Annotated in this window: 13 protein-coding genes; 8 read left to right on the top strand and 5 right to left on the bottom strand. The window is 43.3% G+C overall.

The genetic code is table 11. From position 1 onward, the window contains the following. Positions 1-33: 33 nt before the first annotated feature. The 3 genes from AAKU61_RS18830 to AAKU61_RS18820 form a co-directional block, all read right to left on the bottom strand. Positions 34-1,692 (bottom strand): SulP family inorganic anion transporter, encoded by a 1,659-nt coding sequence (locus tag AAKU61_RS18830; RefSeq protein ID WP_354334727.1) that lies wholly within the window; start codon positions 1,690-1,692, stop codon positions 34-36. Continuing rightward, positions 1,693-2,313 carry a ParB-like protein gene (locus tag AAKU61_RS18825; RefSeq protein ID WP_354334725.1) on the bottom strand — a complete coding sequence of 207 codons (621 nt, stop codon included), beginning with the start codon at positions 2,311-2,313 and terminating at the stop codon, positions 1,693-1,695. It lies immediately after the preceding gene. 205 nt (positions 2,314-2,518) lie between these two features. After that, on the bottom strand, positions 2,519-2,947 hold the full coding sequence (locus tag AAKU61_RS18820; RefSeq protein WP_354334723.1) for an EamA family transporter: 429 nt from the start codon (positions 2,945-2,947) through the stop codon (positions 2,519-2,521). A 111-nt stretch (positions 2,948-3,058) separates the two neighbouring features. Here AAKU61_RS18820 and AAKU61_RS18815 point away from each other — a divergent pair, with 111 nt between their 5' ends. From AAKU61_RS18815 to AAKU61_RS18800, 4 genes are all read left to right on the top strand, one after another. Next, entirely contained in the window at positions 3,059-5,689 is a 2,631-nt protein-coding gene (locus tag AAKU61_RS18815) for a TonB-dependent receptor (protein WP_354334721.1), read from the top strand. A 21-nt stretch (positions 5,690-5,710) separates the two neighbouring features. Then, a complete protein-coding gene (locus AAKU61_RS18810) occupies positions 5,711-6,700 on the top strand; it encodes a YncE family protein (RefSeq protein WP_354334719.1) in 990 nt (329 codons plus the stop codon). A gap of 371 nt (positions 6,701-7,071) precedes the next feature. After that, on the top strand, positions 7,072-7,806 hold the full coding sequence (locus tag AAKU61_RS18805) for a TonB-dependent receptor plug domain-containing protein (protein ID WP_354334717.1): 735 nt from the start codon (positions 7,072-7,074) through the stop codon (positions 7,804-7,806). Further along, the gene (locus tag AAKU61_RS18800; RefSeq protein WP_354334715.1) at positions 7,781-9,283 is read left to right on the top strand and encodes an outer membrane beta-barrel family protein; all 1,503 of its coding nucleotides are present in this window, start codon (positions 7,781-7,783) and stop codon (positions 9,281-9,283) included. The genes AAKU61_RS18805 and AAKU61_RS18800 overlap by 26 nt, the downstream gene beginning before the upstream one ends. A 538-nt stretch (positions 9,284-9,821) precedes the next feature. Here the strand turns inward: AAKU61_RS18800 and AAKU61_RS18795 are convergent. Both AAKU61_RS18795 and AAKU61_RS18790 read right to left on the bottom strand, forming a co-directional pair. Further along, positions 9,822-10,058: a hypothetical protein gene (locus AAKU61_RS18795; RefSeq protein ID WP_354334713.1), complete on the bottom strand. Its 237-nt coding sequence runs from the start codon at positions 10,056-10,058 to the stop codon at positions 9,822-9,824. 290 nt (positions 10,059-10,348) lie between these two features. Beyond that, complete coding sequence (locus tag AAKU61_RS18790) at positions 10,349-10,594, bottom strand: helix-turn-helix domain-containing protein (protein WP_354334711.1); 246 nt, start codon at positions 10,592-10,594, stop codon at positions 10,349-10,351. Positions 10,595-10,825: 231 nt separating this feature from the next. On the opposite strand from AAKU61_RS18790, the gene AAKU61_RS18785 reads away from it, so the two are divergent. From AAKU61_RS18785 to AAKU61_RS18770, 4 genes are all read left to right on the top strand, one after another. Next, a complete protein-coding gene (locus tag AAKU61_RS18785) occupies positions 10,826-12,613 on the top strand; it encodes a tetratricopeptide repeat protein (RefSeq protein WP_354334710.1) in 1,788 nt (595 codons plus the stop codon). Between the two features lie 21 nt (positions 12,614-12,634). Continuing rightward, complete coding sequence (locus AAKU61_RS18780; protein ID WP_354334708.1) at positions 12,635-12,853, top strand: hypothetical protein; 219 nt, start codon at positions 12,635-12,637, stop codon at positions 12,851-12,853. A gap of 41 nt (positions 12,854-12,894) precedes the next feature. Continuing rightward, positions 12,895-13,842 (top strand): SHOCT domain-containing protein, encoded by a 948-nt coding sequence (locus AAKU61_RS18775; RefSeq protein WP_354334706.1) that lies wholly within the window; start codon positions 12,895-12,897, stop codon positions 13,840-13,842. A 208-nt stretch (positions 13,843-14,050) separates the two neighbouring features. Continuing rightward, positions 14,051-14,395: a hypothetical protein gene (locus tag AAKU61_RS18770; protein WP_354334704.1), complete on the top strand. Its 345-nt coding sequence runs from the start codon at positions 14,051-14,053 to the stop codon at positions 14,393-14,395. Positions 14,396-14,459 lie beyond the last annotated feature (64 nt).

Below are 14,459 nucleotides of genomic sequence, written 5' to 3'. Positions count from 1 at the left end.
GAAATTACCATTGTCCATTTTCTCGCTCCTTTGTCATTCTCTCGATCTGTGCTTTTGCGCAATCTCCACAGCATCATCGACGCTCAATCCAATAATAAAAGTAGGCACAAGGCTAGGAATTGAAGCTCTGTTCAGGATGTCTTGTACCGGGTCTTTGACCCGCGCAAATAGCAGTAGCATGCCCCGACCAGTAATGAACTCATGAAAATCGCGTATGGCTTCAATGCAAGAGCTGTCCAAATCAGGCGATTCCTCAAGACTGAGAATGACAGTATGAATAGTCTTATCGGTGGCGATAATAATATTACGCGCCTGAACAAATATTCGTTCAGCATTTGCAAAGAAGAGAGGTTGTTCGGGTCGTAAAATAATAATACCCGGTACAGCCTGTGCTGTAGGATGCAGTGTCAGATTGACGAAATCATGGCTTTGCTCGAGTCTTCCCAGGATTGAAATCGAGGAATTGGCAAGTCGCCTTAACATCATCAACAAACTGATACCGATCGCTGCGAGCAATCCATCGAGTACACCCAGAATTAATACGCCCAATACTCCGGCAATAACAACAAGGCGGTCAGTGCGCAAGAAAAAATAAGGGCGAAATATGGCGGGATGCAAAGTATGGCTGACCGCATAAATAACGATGGCCGCTAACACGGGTTGGGGGATCAGTTCAATCGCAGGCAACATTGTCACAATAACGATGAATGCAGCTGCGGCGGCATAAAGTCCCGAAAAGCGCGATACCGCACCTGCTGCCTCATTGGCAGAAGTGGCTGAATAGCCCGCACCCACGGGCATACCATGAAATAGTCCTGACACCAGATTCGCTATTCCCAATGCCATCAAATCTCGGTTAGTTGAAATAATATCGCCGTGTTTCATCGCAAAGGTACGAATTGAACTATAGGATTCGGCGTAAAGTATCATTACCATGGCAAATCCCAATTCTCCAAGCCGCAACCACTCTATAGCTGATAGTTGCGGCAAGCTAGGAGCTGCCAACTGCAATTGAATTTCCCCGACCAGTCCAACACCATACTGTGGAAGATTAAGCCACTTTCCCGCGGCGATGCCCAAAAGAATGACAACAATACCTGCCGGCAAGCGCTGCAGTCGTGCCAATAAGGATAACAATCCAAGTGCGACTACACCAATGGCGATGCCAACACTATTCCAGGCATCCATTTGAGTGAATAGTCCATGTAGGAAGCCGACAAGATCACTTCGAGCTGGATGTATTCCAACAATCACTGCACATTGTTTAATGACAATAACAACCGCAAGACCGAATGAAAATCCGCGTAAAACAGGTTTGGCGATGAAATCGGAAATGCTGCCCAGCTGAGCCAGACCAGCAACTAAAAAAAATGAACCGGAGACGATCACAAGTCCAATTGCCACTGACAGTCTCAGGCCTGTGTCTCCTTGTGCCAGCGAGGCTGAAGCGGCAGCAAGAACTACAGCTGACGAAGATGTGGCTGAGACAATGGCAAATCGGCTGCTGCCGAATAAGCCATAACATATCAAGCCCGCGAAGAGCGCAATAACGCCAGTTTGCAGCGGCAGATTGGCGATGTTCGAATAGGCTACGGCTTCGGGCAATAATAAACCGGCAATCGACAGACCTGCAATGACGTCACTCCAACGTGATTTATCTGCTTTGTTGGATTCACTTGAGGGCGGTAGCATTTACAGGGCCGCAATCACACCCACCCAACCAGGAAGATAACGTGCCTCCTGGCTAGCAGCCAATTTCTTGGCTTTCACCAGCGCTTTGTTAAAGTCATGATCAAGGATGTCTGACGAAATGCGGTTGCGAAAGAAATCGGCCCACAAGAATTCACTGAAAGGCGTGACATCCTTCGCATAACCCCCCGCACGTCGTAGTTCTCCTGCAAGACTCCGATAGGGATCATCTTGCAAATGCTCGAGGTGTTTCGGTATGGCATTAAATTCATGTCGCGTACCATCAGTGCCATACGGATGGACCCATTGACTGTGATCCATCACGGTCCAGAATTTCACCGGGTTCAACCATGAGAGGTCCTTTTGCAGCATCAGGCTAACAGTTTTGACTCCTTCTTCCAGCAGGGCCAGTCCAAAATGATGATGATCAAGAATGTAGTATTTTTCTTCTGGACCCAAAATCGCCGGGAACCAATGACTTGCCAGTGCGGCAGTGCGTTCTTTTTTTCCTAATTCACTCCAGTGTTTGCGTTTAAGTGCAACCTCAAGTTTGCCGACTGTTATTTGCGTTGGATGTAGTTTTTCGAGTTTTGCGCTGATCAGTTGTGGACGTGCATGTAACATAAGTTTTCCAATCACGGATTGTCTGCGTGGGGTAACATTTACGATTTGATACTTTTCATGCTAGCAGAAAATTGATGCGATTGATCGTGAAGTCTCATGAATCATGCTTATCGAAGTTCAGCTCTGATTTATGGTGCCATTAAGAAAGAGTAGAAACGTTATTGGCAAAAAAATATCAGCAAAAATATTAGCTTGGCCGGTTCATTCAAAATAAAAGTATCAGCGAGCCAAGAACGACAAGCCCGCCTCCAACCACGCCTTTGATCGTCATTGGTTCGCCCAATAAAATCCATCCTGCAATCATGACCAATGCGACGCTGAGTTTGTCAATTGGTGCCACCACGGAGACTGGCCCCATTTGCAAAGCACGGAAATAGCACAACCATGAAAGCCCTGTGGTCACCCCTGAGGCGATCAAACATGTCCAACCTATCCACGTACTGCCAGTTGGTTTTTGCCATTCAGAGCGAGCTGTCACGATCGCCATTGTCACCATTAGGATAACGATGGTTCGTATCAAGGTAGCGAGATTGGTATTAATATTGGCGACGCCTATTTTTCCCAAAATGGCTGTCATGGCGGCAAAAATTGCAGAAGCAATGGCAAATCCCTGCCACGAAAAAGTGATGTTCATATTTTCCTAAAAATATGACAATCCAAATGAAGATTGTCTTTTATGTATTCAAGCGGTCATATATTTTCGATATTTTCGAGTAAATTCCCCTCAATATAACTCGGAAATATCATGTTGACCCATTCAAATAAGAAAACGACTCTCGCCTTTCTCATTTCTCAACTGTGTATGTCGGCAGCTTTTGCCGTAGAGGAGTCTACACCGCTCTCTGCGATAGAAACCGTCACTATTGAAGCGCAAAGAACATCTAATGGTGTAGCGCGCAAAGCACAAGAAGAAGCGCCTAACCTCATTAATCTGATGACGGTTGAAGAAATGCGCAAACTCCCGGATGTCAATATTGCTGAATCTGTTCGACGCATTCCGGGAATTTCTCTTGAAACAGATACAGGGGAAGGACGCTTCATTAACATACGTGGCCTCGATGCCGATTTGAACAGTACAACCTTTGGTGGCTTACGTTTGCCTCCATCGAACAATGCATCTCCTTTTGGTGGTGGACGCGCTGTTGCTTTAGATGCGATTCCAACAGGACTGGTCGGTGCAATAACAGTCACCAAATCGAATTTGCCGGAGCAAGATGCTGAAGCCTTGGGCGGAACAATCGAAATCACACCAAAAACCGCGCCTCTCAATGGGAAACCTTTTTTTGAAGGGCGGATAGGTACTGGTCGCGAACAACTGCGAGGTACTGGAATTACCGATCTTTCATTTTCAGCTGGAGGACGGTTTGGTGGCGATGGCCCTACAAAATCAGGGATCAGTGCACTTTCAGACAACCCGTTCTCATTTGTAGTCACTGGCACCTACTATGAGGATAAGCGAGGCATTGATGACGTTGAACCCTCATTCCTGGATGATGGTAGCCATTCACCTTTAGCCTATGCCGGATGGGATCAGCGGTGGTATCAATACAATCGAAAACGTCATGGTGTTGGTATCGATCTGGGTTATCAAGCCGATGCTAAAAATAGCTACTATGTTCGTGCTTTTGACGCAGGTTATACAGAGACGGTGTTACGTCAACGTCTGACAGTTACTCCCGATGGTGATCCAGCAACAACCGCAACTGGCTTTATTGACGGTCTGAGTGCGAACGGATTTGATAAAACACTTCGCCAAGAAAAAGAGACAATCAATAACAAGGTATTTATGATTGGCGGTAAAAATACTATTGACGACAAAACGATTGATTATCGGTTGGGCTTCACCAAAGGGTCGTATGATAAAAAATACGATTACAACTCTGATTTTAATTTTACTCCGGCAGCAGGACCAGCACTGACAATCGGCGGAAAAACAATCACTTCCCCGACTGTTTCCTACAATAATCAAGGTACAGGTAATGTGCCATTGTTTACAGTAAATGGTGCGGATTACCTGAATCCGGCTAACTACAGTCTCGTTAAATTTCAGAACAGCACGACCAATATTGCTGATCAAGAATGGTCAATAGCCAGCAACGTAAAATTGCCGGTCAATTGGGGAAGCTTTGAGGAAGAAAGTCTTAAGACTGGTATCAGTGTGCGATTGCGTTCACGAGAAGTGGTTGGGCAGCCTTATTCATATAAGGGGATTCCATCCATTCCACTAACTAGTGCATCATCAGGTCCGAGTTTAACTTTTTATGATGGTGCTTATCAAAATGGGCCGCAACTCACAACGGATTATTTGCAAAATATCTTGGCTGCAAATCAAACCATTACGGCGAATAATCGCACTAACGCAGCACTCCAGTATCAAAAAGATAAAGAGGACGTGTATGCCCTGTATAGTCAATATCAGATGAAAAGCGGCAAATTTGGTGTGATTGGTGGCGTGCGGATTGAAGGAACTCGCGCATCATATGACGCTAATTCTAAAGGTGTTGACGCCAACAATAATGCATTCATTGCGCCAACAAGCCAAGGCAAGAGTTACACGAATTTTTTCCCCAGCTTACAAGCGCGTTATGAGTTAGAACCGTCAACGTTGTTACGAGCCGCTTTTTCTTCAACAATTGCGCGACCTGGTTTTAATCAAGTTAATGCATCATTGAATATTGATCCTAGCGCAAATACTGTGTCGCAGGGCAATCCTGATTTGAAGCCGATTACCGCAAATTCCTTGGACTTTTCTGTAGAAAAATATCTGCCGAATTCGGGAATTATTTCTGTCGGTGTGTTTGATAAAGAAATTAATAACTACATCGTCAACAACGTCACAAATCAAACTTTTCCGAATAATGGATTGTTCGCTGGATTTGTCGGGGTGGCTCACGTTTATTCCTATACAAATGTCGGGAAGTCACGGGCAACAGGTCTGGAATTTAATTACGAACAACGGTACAAGGATTTACCTGGGATCTGGAGTGGCTTAGGTACAGGAATTAACTATACCTTGGTCAATTCCAGTTTTGAAATCCGTCCTGGTGAATACACTTCGATGCCATCTACGTCCAGAAACACTGTTAACGGGAATTTGTTTTATGAAAAACAAGGTCTCAACATGCGTTTGGGTGCCTATTATGTTTCACGTAATTTGTGGGCAATTGGAAACAGCACGACGGATGTTTTTTCTGAGCCACGATTTTCGGTCGATTTCGGTAGTTCCTATGCCATCAATGATTTTATGTCGGTGTACTTTAATGCTAAAAATTTGACGAACACACCATTGAAATTCGTTGAGGCTGGTTCAGGCCGTACTATCCAAAGGGAATTTTATGGTGCGACATATCAACTTGGCGTTACGATCAATTACTAATACATTGCGATTGAAAACAAGATGAAAAAACTACAATTGTTAACGTTGGCTGGCGTCGCTATTATGGGCATGTCAACGTCGATACTCATTCAAGCAGCTGACCTTGATTATGCGGTAAATCTGCATTGGACTTTGGGCGAACCATCTAAATGGGACTATGCCGATATTGATGCGGTACGCCGGCGATTATTCGTTACTAGAGGTGATCGAGTTCAGGTATTGGAGCTTCCTTCTGGTAACCCGATAGGTGAAATTAGCAATACACAAGGCGTGCATGGCGTCGCTTTTGCGCAAGACCAAAATATTGGTTTTACAAGCAATGGGCGCACTGATTCGGTTACAGTTTTTGATCTTGATACTTTACAAGTTAAACAAGAAATTAAAGTGACAGGTTCAAATCCAGACGCTCTTTTGTACGAAGATCACTCGCATAAATTATTTGTGTTTAATGGTAAGACTGCCAACGTCACTGTGATCGATACATTAAGTCTAAAAGTTATCGCGACAATTGCAACCACAGGACGACCAGAATTTGCTGTGAGCGACAATGCGGGAAAAATATTCTTTAATATCGAGGATAAAGCAGAACTGCATGCGATCGACGTTGCTAGCAACACTTTGATTTCCAAATGGCCATTGAAAGGATGTGAGGAACCGACAGGTTTGGCGATAGATATTGCCCGGGCACGGCTGTTTTCAGTATGCCAGAACAAAACGATGGTGGTTACTGATGCTAAAAACGGTCGCTTCATCGCACATGTTGCAATTGGAGAGCACCCAGATGCAGTCATCTATGATCCAGAGACGGCCAACATTTTTTCATCCAACGGCGATGGTGGTGGGTCACTTACGATAATTCATCAAGACGATGCCAATCACTATGTTGTTAAGGGGAACGTAATTACTGCACCCGGAGCCAAAACAATGGCGATGGATTTGAAAACTAAGACGATTTATTTGCCGACAGTGATAGACAAGAAATTTTTGGTGTTAGTGGCAGGTAAAAAATAATTTTTGCGATCTTCATTCAACATCTTTATCGCTAAATTATTTGCCTATATCGATGATATTAAAGCCTGTGACTTTCTATATCTAGGAAGTCGTTCGCAATTTGGGCAAAACTAAACAATCGCGCACCGTAATGCACGCATCATGTTTTTCGCTTGAGCTTGAAAAATACCTTGATGCCCGACGCGATCCTAGCAAAAATTCGCCAGTAACTTCGACATTGCATTATGCAATTTTTGCATGTTCCGTTTTTAGCTAAAACGGGCAGTCGATACAGCGTGCTACAGTATTGTTCACAATTTAACTCAGAGCATTCTTTCAACATGCCTTTCAACTCAAATAAACTTTGCAAACGGTACCTATTCAAATTCGCTGTGAATTGTGTCTCTGGTGGGTCTGGCGTCGCTCTTTTGCTATTGACAACAGCCGCCTGGTCGCAATCTGAAATAAAGCTAGATGAAGTTACTTCGCTGCCCGTGAGTGATACAGCCAAGGTAACGATCAAGGCCAAGATTCAAGCGGAGCAAACTTTAATTGATCGCAAGGTTTATAACGTCGCCAGTGATCTTCAAGCGACCACAGGTAATGCTGCGGATATATTAAATACATTGCCTTCGGTTGATGTCGATGCCGATGGTAATGTCAGCTTACGTGGCGCAGGTAAAGTGATGATTTTGATTGACGGTTGCCCTTCGGCACAATTAAGTGGTAGCAAGGGTGGTGACGGACTATTGCAGTTTGCCGCGAATAATATCGAAAAGATAGAGGTGATGACGAATGCGCCAGCGGAATATCGCGCAGAAGGCACTGGTGGTGTGATAAATATCATCACCAAGAAAGGGCGCAGTATTGGTTCTTCTAGTTCGTTCTTGCTAAACAAAGGCAATGTCGGACGATATGTACTTGGCGCAAACGGCGCGTTCAACACAGAACAGCTTAATCTCACGGGTGGTTTTGGTGTTAGGCGAGATGTACGTGAACGAATGGTGACATCAAGTTTAGATGCGATGGATGCGAATGCAGAGCAGACCATGAGTCGAGATCAGCGCCATGAAACAGCGTTTCGCTTGATTCCTTCTTTGAATGGCGCTGAGCTATCAATTAAATGAGAGTCAATCGTTCGGCGCCGATATTAATTTTAGACAACGTAGTGGTGATCGTTACTTTGATCAACAAAGCCGACGTTTCCTGGTGGACAAAAGCCTGAACAGCAATACAAGCATACATAGTGACGGATATGAGTGGAGTCTAAGTGGTGAACAAAGGCTACGCTTTAAACAAAATCTTGGACGTGCAGAAGAGAGTATTGAAATATCGCTACATCGTAGTACCGACAAAGAGCGCGAGAGTTATGCTTATCTGCGTACCGCTACCCTGCCAACTGCTGGCCAAAGTCGCGATCATCTATATTTAAGTCATGACTTGAGAGTTAACGAATTTAGTGTGGATTATCGTACTGTGCTAGCGAACGATCAGCGTATCAAACTTGGTTACAACTTTAAATACGATCATAATGAATTCGAGAATGCTGGCGATAATGTCGATCCTTTAAGCGGTCAACCGTTGCCCAACGTGGACTTAACCAATCAATTTCGTTTTCAGCAGGCGATTCAAGCCTTCTATGGATCGTATGAGCAAATGCTTGGGAAATGGGCATCGATCACGGGCATTCGAACCGAGCATACAGCGACTAAGGGCAATCAACTGACGACCAATATAGTGAGTCAACAAAGTTATATCGGGTTTTACCCAAGTCAACATTTTGAAACTTCGCTTGATGGTGATGCGACGCTTTCCGTCGGCTACAGCCGAAGATTGTCACGGCCTGATCCGGAAGAATTGAATCCATTTATCGATCATCAAGATATTCACAATTTGCGAGCGGGTAATCCGAATTTATTGCCGCAAGATGTACAATCATTTGATGTTGGTTATCGCGTCGAGACTAAACTACAAAGCTATGGATTGACCGGGTATTTGCGACGCAGTCGGAACAATGTGACCGACGTGAGTGTCTTGATCAGCCCCGATGTCTTACTCGCCACCAAAACAAATTTGCCAAAAAGTAATGCTGCCGGTATTGAGTTCAATTTAAGCGATTCGATAACGTCAAATATTGCATATCGACTCAGTGGTAATTTATTTCATAGTCAAATTGATGCAATAGCGCTGGGAACGCAAAGTACCAAATCAACATCTGGATTAAATTTAAAAGCAAGTATCGATTATCGACCGACACGATTTGACAATGCACAAATATCAATTAGCAGAGCAGATAAACGATTGACGCCGCAGGGCTATATCAAGCCGATCAATCTAGTAAATTTTGGTTATAAAAGACAGATAGATCAAGACCTGTCGTTGACGTTCACCGCGTCCGATATTTTTAATGGGCAAAGATTTCAACGGTACTTAACCTCATCTGATTTGACGCAGACTTATCAACGATATCAATTTGGGCGCATCATTTATATTGGCCTTGGATACTCGTTTGGTACAGGGAAAAAAGGTAAAAATGTCAGTTTTGATTATGACCAACGATTCGTCGAGAAAATTGTGTTTGTTGCTGGTGTCAATTACATGTAATCGATCTAGACTCTTAATTAAGATGTGAAATCTTTGATTGCAGGTATTTAGTTAAAAATTACTTAGTTTTGTAAAAAAAACGGGATTTTTACGTCTAATGACTCCCGTATTCTTGTTATGAACAACTTCCACTGAATACCATCATTGTCTGTTCGCGAGTGCCCGCTATGCCAAGAAAAGCCGACACTCAGATTCATTTTCTGAGTGACCTGTTATTGCGACAAAGTGGTCATTGAGCAAATATCGGTGAACGACCGGAGTCAGTCTGCTGCTGCCTGTGGCTGTTAACAAAATTGGAGACGGCTAGCTTCAATCAGTATATCCATCGCAATATACTATTTGACGACGATGCATCGCACAACTTGCCCATTAAAACGTGGGATTACAACATCCAGATGTTGTTGCTATATTTACGCGGATTTGCACCGCCATTCAAAGGCACCACACGCACAATAGATATTGAATAATCAACGCTGCATCAGCGCTGATTATTGTTTTATTGTCGAATTTTATTCGTAATTAAACTAACGAAATTCAATTATTTTGGATTGTTCTTTTTTTCAAAATACTCAAGCCCAATGCCATATCCATAGTGCCAGGCACAAAAATCAATTATCAATCCGTGTGGCACTCTCTCTTGGGCGGATTGCCCTGCTTTTACGCCTGCCTGAAAGTCACAAATATCTATCCATATTTTTATCTGTATAGAATTGTATCTTGCGTGATGAATTGTCTTGTTGGTGCGCGCAGTATTGCGATTTCGTTTGTTCGACATGAATCACTCCTTTTGGGTTAAAAAAGGATATGTGAGCTCAAAATAAAGGTTTTTATTGCAACTTAATTTAATAAAATAATTTTAGTTAATGAAGTCTGTAGGGGGCTTTGTTGGTGGCTTATTATAAAGAAGGTCGCGGATGCTGAAGGGAGTGAACAAAGATTGCTATTTGGGGTGGGCGATGTTCTTCCTGGGATCTTAATTGTCGTTGCATACCAAAATTTGAAATAAATATGGCGCATACGACAGCTTTTCTCCACGTTAGTGGTTATTTTTTTTCTGCGCGATTCTTATAACTTCGCTTCAAACAAAATATCTGCAGAGGTCGAACCCAAAGCATCAGCAATGCGTATCAAATTTAGGATAGAGAGATTATTTTCACCTCGTTCGATCTTGCCCATATTTCCACGTTCAACACCAGAGGCAAGAGCTAACTCTTCTTGAGAAAATCCAATTTCCTTCCGTTTAGCGCGAATAGCTGCACCTAAGCGAACGAGTTTGTTGTCTTTATCGGTTTTGGATGAAAGTCTTGACATCCTTAAATGGTCACGTTATAACGCATTTAAAACCACGTGATGCAATACCCATTTTGAACTATTCAAATCGAAACTTTGGGTGTCTCAAGAATAAATTTCTCGCACTTTCAGAGATTATTCAAGTTTTCTGAATTAAAAAATCGCATTAAAAAAATTGTCCTTCCGTTCCTTAAACTCAACTCCATTTATATGCGAAAAACAATTTCTTATCTTTTCTTGACCCTAATCATTGTGGCTTCCACCGCATATGCAGATTATGACGCTGGCTTAGCTGCGTACAAAAAAAAAGACTACGTGACGGCGCTGAAAGAATGGCTTCCGCTATCCGAACAGGGCAATGCCAATGCGCAAAATGACCTGGGAACGATGTACGCCAATGGACAAGGGGTTACCCAAGATTACAAAGAAGCAGTCAAATGGTTTCGCCTCGCGGCCGATCAAGGGTATGCCCTGGCGCAAACTAACTTGGGAAGAACGTATGCCGTTGGGCTAGGTGTGACCCAAGATTTCAAGGAGGCAGCCAAGTGGTATCGCCTCGCTGCCGAAAAAGGTGACGCCAATGCACAAGAAAATTTAGGAATATTTTATAACGTTGGGCTAGGTGTGACCCAAGATTCCAAAGAAGCAGTGAAGTGGTATCGCTACGCAGCAGAAAAGGGTAATGACAATGCGCAAAAAAACTTGGGAAAAATGTACGCCAATGGGCAAGGGATTACCCAAGATTACAAGGAAGCAATCAAATGGTATCGCCTCGCAGCCGCACAAGGTAATGCGGACGCGAAAAATAGCCTAGGATCAATGTATGACTCCGGACAAGGAGTCATCAAAGATCACAAGGAAGCGGTCAAATGGTATCGTCTCGCAGCCGCACAAAGTAATGCCGATGCGCAAATTAGCCTGGCAGTTATGTATGCCAATGGGCAAGGCGTGACCCAAGATTATAAGGAAGCCGTCAAATGGTATCGCCTCGCAGCTGCACATGGAAATGCCGTTGCACAAAATAACCTAGGCGTGATGTATGCCAATGGGCAAGGCGTGACCCAGGATTACAAGGAAGCCGTCAATTGGTATCGTCTCGCCGCCGATCGAGTTGATGCCGATGCGCAAAATAACTTGGGTTCGATGTATAAAAGTGGACAAGGCGTGACCCAAGATTACAAGGAAGCCGCCAAATGGTATCGCCTCGCAGCCGCACGAGGTAATGCCAGAGCGCAATATAACTTGGGGTTGATGTATGACAAGGGGCAAGGCATGGCTCTAGATTATAAGGAGGGTGCCAAATGGATTCGCCTAGCGGCCGATCAAGGTAATGCCATTGCGCAAAAAATGCTGGCGGTAAAGTATGTCTTGGGACAAGGCGTGGCCCTAGATTACAAGGAGGCCGGTAAATGGTTTCGCATGGCTGCCGATCAAGGTGATGCCGATGCGCAAAATAACTTGGGAATAATGTATCGCGATGGGGTAGGCGTGGCCCAAGATTACAAGGAAGCCGTCAAATGGTATCGCCTCGCAGCCGAGCTAGGTAATGCCGATGCGCAAAATCACTTGGGAACGATGTTGGTCAATGGGCAAGGTATGCCGGAGAATCGGGTTGTAGCATATGCACTCTATAATCTGTCGGCCGCAAACGATTCTACTGAGACAAATATTGCGATTGCAAATCGGAACATTTTAGTCGAAAAAATGGGAAAACGTGAGATTGAAGCTGCACAGGATCTCACGGTAAAAATGAACAAGCCTGGTAATTTACTGAAAGAACTCGATCAATACATGAAGCACCCGGCTGTTAAAGAAGTCTCCAAATCTGTACCGACCGGTGACTTGACGAGAACAGTCGCTGCCAATGACGGCTACCCTGAAAAACCAGCAAAAGTTCCAGGTGTCACAAGTTGCAATACTCGATGTGAAAACGCCTCTTGTTATCGTACCTATGATAGTGGGCGCAAGGTTCATTTTCAGGCAAAACAAAAATGGAATCCGTTTAATAGCCAATTTGAATTTGATTCTGGTTCTTGCTGATTTTTCCTCAAAGGGATATTTATGTACGTTATTTTCGTCATTGCAATCGCGGTGGCAGTAATCGCTGTTTTTCTAAAAAAGTTACTGTTTCCGCATAAATATGAGATTGATGATATTTCATCTGACTTACGAATTATGAAAACATCTGAAACTGATCAGGGCGTTGAGAGAAAGGCCGTAATTCAAATGCTGGCAAGGCGGCGCAATAGCTTGCAAAACAAAAAGAACACTAATATTTAATTTACTAACTTTGATTTTCTAACTAAAAAAATGACATCAATATGAAACTAAAATCCATCATAATTTCGGCGTTTCTTATCTGCATTTCCTATAGCCCAATTGCTTCAGCAGGAATCTTTGACGGAATTGCTGCAGCATTCGATTTCCCGAAGAAAAGACTGGAGTCCTACAGTAAAGTAGCGGATAAGCAGTTGGTTGATCAGTTTTACTACCTTTCTGAAGACGGAAAGATAGAGGGTTTAAATAAAGAACTTGCATCAAAAGCGAGGGGATTTGAATTTAAAAAAATTAGCCCATCGACACTCACTTTGCAGCGATACATGTTCAAAGCAGGGAACATGCAAGAAATAGTGCAAACCATGAACACTTATAGTTATTCTCCGTTGAGTGACGAAATTGGTCGGCGCTACGTAGCATTTGCCAATTCACGGGGAAACGTGGTTAAGCTGTATAAGCCAGCGTTAGGCAATATACTCAATCAAATGTTTGTCCAGAATTTTGCTTTGGAACATGCAAAAAACACCGCTGAATGGATCGGTCTCGACAATGCGTTAATTGAGTTCACATCAACCGGTCAAATTGTTTCCGTAATGACGAGGTCACACCAGGCGATTATTAATATAGGAGTAAATTCAATTCAATTCATTAACCTTTACTTTGGCAAAGCTAATGCGCAGGTTATTGAAAATAGAATAGCAAACAACAATTTTGAAAATAACTTCATTCGCGTCCTTACGGCACCATCAGACAACGATACCACTGAAAGAAAAGTGACATCTAATGGTCAAGACACTCGGTTGCCGGAAGCAATAAATACCACTCCTGGCCAATCGCTAGTTACACCTGCGGACGCCTCTACGCACTCCAAAATCGCAACGTCACCAGAACAACGCATCCAAATGCTAAAAAATTTAGCTGAGTTAAAGCAATCTGGCGTCTTGACCGAACAGGAATTTGCGGCTGAAAAACGCAAGATACTGGAAAATTAGTGTCTGGTTTCGAATCGAGAATCCTCAAAAAAACAACTTCATATTGAAAACTTGAATTCAAGTATTTGACATTCACACTGTTCGGTCTAGATTTACTAAACCCTAAATTGAACCCAAAGTGAAAGTGCCAATTATTCATTCGATGTCATGACCAATAACATATTTACGCAAAACTATTTTGAACAATAAAATCCATTTCAGATCGTGCTTGATAGCATTAACAATTATATTTCCCGCGTCATTCTCCTTAGCGCAGGATATTTCAAAAAGTGGCATTGACACGCAATCAGAAGTAACACCATCCTCGGTGGTTGAAGCTCAATATGAAGATGATGGTGTCAACGTATATATCCCTAAAATCTTTCCCAAATATCAGATGAAAGAGGGACAGCAGATAGTGAGTCATTTGTTTGGGTTGATCAAAGGGTCTTATAAAAAGAGTTTTCAAGACGTTGGGTTTATAACGGATACTCATCGGATGTTTCATTCTGTTTCAGAACGTGCAGCTGAATTGAACATTAATAGGACTTACGCAAAAACAAGAGAATTGTAACAAGATGTAAAGACGTAAACCTAAAAAAGAAAACGGGTGTGTACAGTTCTGGACATGCCAAAAC

The organism is Undibacterium sp. GrIS 1.2, assembly GCF_040544435.1.
Lineage (GTDB): Bacteria > Pseudomonadota > Gammaproteobacteria > Burkholderiales > Burkholderiaceae_D > Undibacterium.
Note: the sequence above shows the minus strand (reverse complement) of the source record. Positions and strands in the feature narration are given on the sequence as shown.

Bases quoted from the DNA above. Each gene is read 5' to 3' on its own strand.
- AAKU61_RS18780 (WP_354334708.1), top strand. From the start codon at position 12,635: ATGTACGTTATTTTCGTCATTGCAATCGCGGTGGCAGTAATCGCTGTT.
- AAKU61_RS18775 (WP_354334706.1), top strand. From the start codon at position 12,895: ATGAAACTAAAATCCATCATAATTTCGGCGTTTCTTATCTGCATTTCC.
- AAKU61_RS18800 (WP_354334715.1), top strand. From the start codon at position 7,781: ATGGCGCTGAGCTATCAATTAAATGAGAGTCAATCGTTCGGCGCCGAT.
- AAKU61_RS18815 (WP_354334721.1), top strand. From the start codon at position 3,059: ATGTTGACCCATTCAAATAAGAAAACGACTCTCGCCTTTCTCATTTCT.
- AAKU61_RS18825 (WP_354334725.1), bottom strand. From the start codon at position 2,313: ATGTTACATGCACGTCCACAACTGATCAGCGCAAAACTCGAAAAACTA.
- AAKU61_RS18795 (WP_354334713.1), bottom strand. From the start codon at position 10,058: ATGTCGAACAAACGAAATCGCAATACTGCGCGCACCAACAAGACAATT.
- AAKU61_RS18790 (WP_354334711.1), bottom strand. From the start codon at position 10,594: ATGTCAAGACTTTCATCCAAAACCGATAAAGACAACAAACTCGTTCGC.
- AAKU61_RS18830 (WP_354334727.1), bottom strand. From the start codon at position 1,692: ATGCTACCGCCCTCAAGTGAATCCAACAAAGCAGATAAATCACGTTGG.
- AAKU61_RS18820 (WP_354334723.1), bottom strand. From the start codon at position 2,947: ATGAACATCACTTTTTCGTGGCAGGGATTTGCCATTGCTTCTGCAATT.
- AAKU61_RS18810 (WP_354334719.1), top strand. From the start codon at position 5,711: ATGAAAAAACTACAATTGTTAACGTTGGCTGGCGTCGCTATTATGGGC.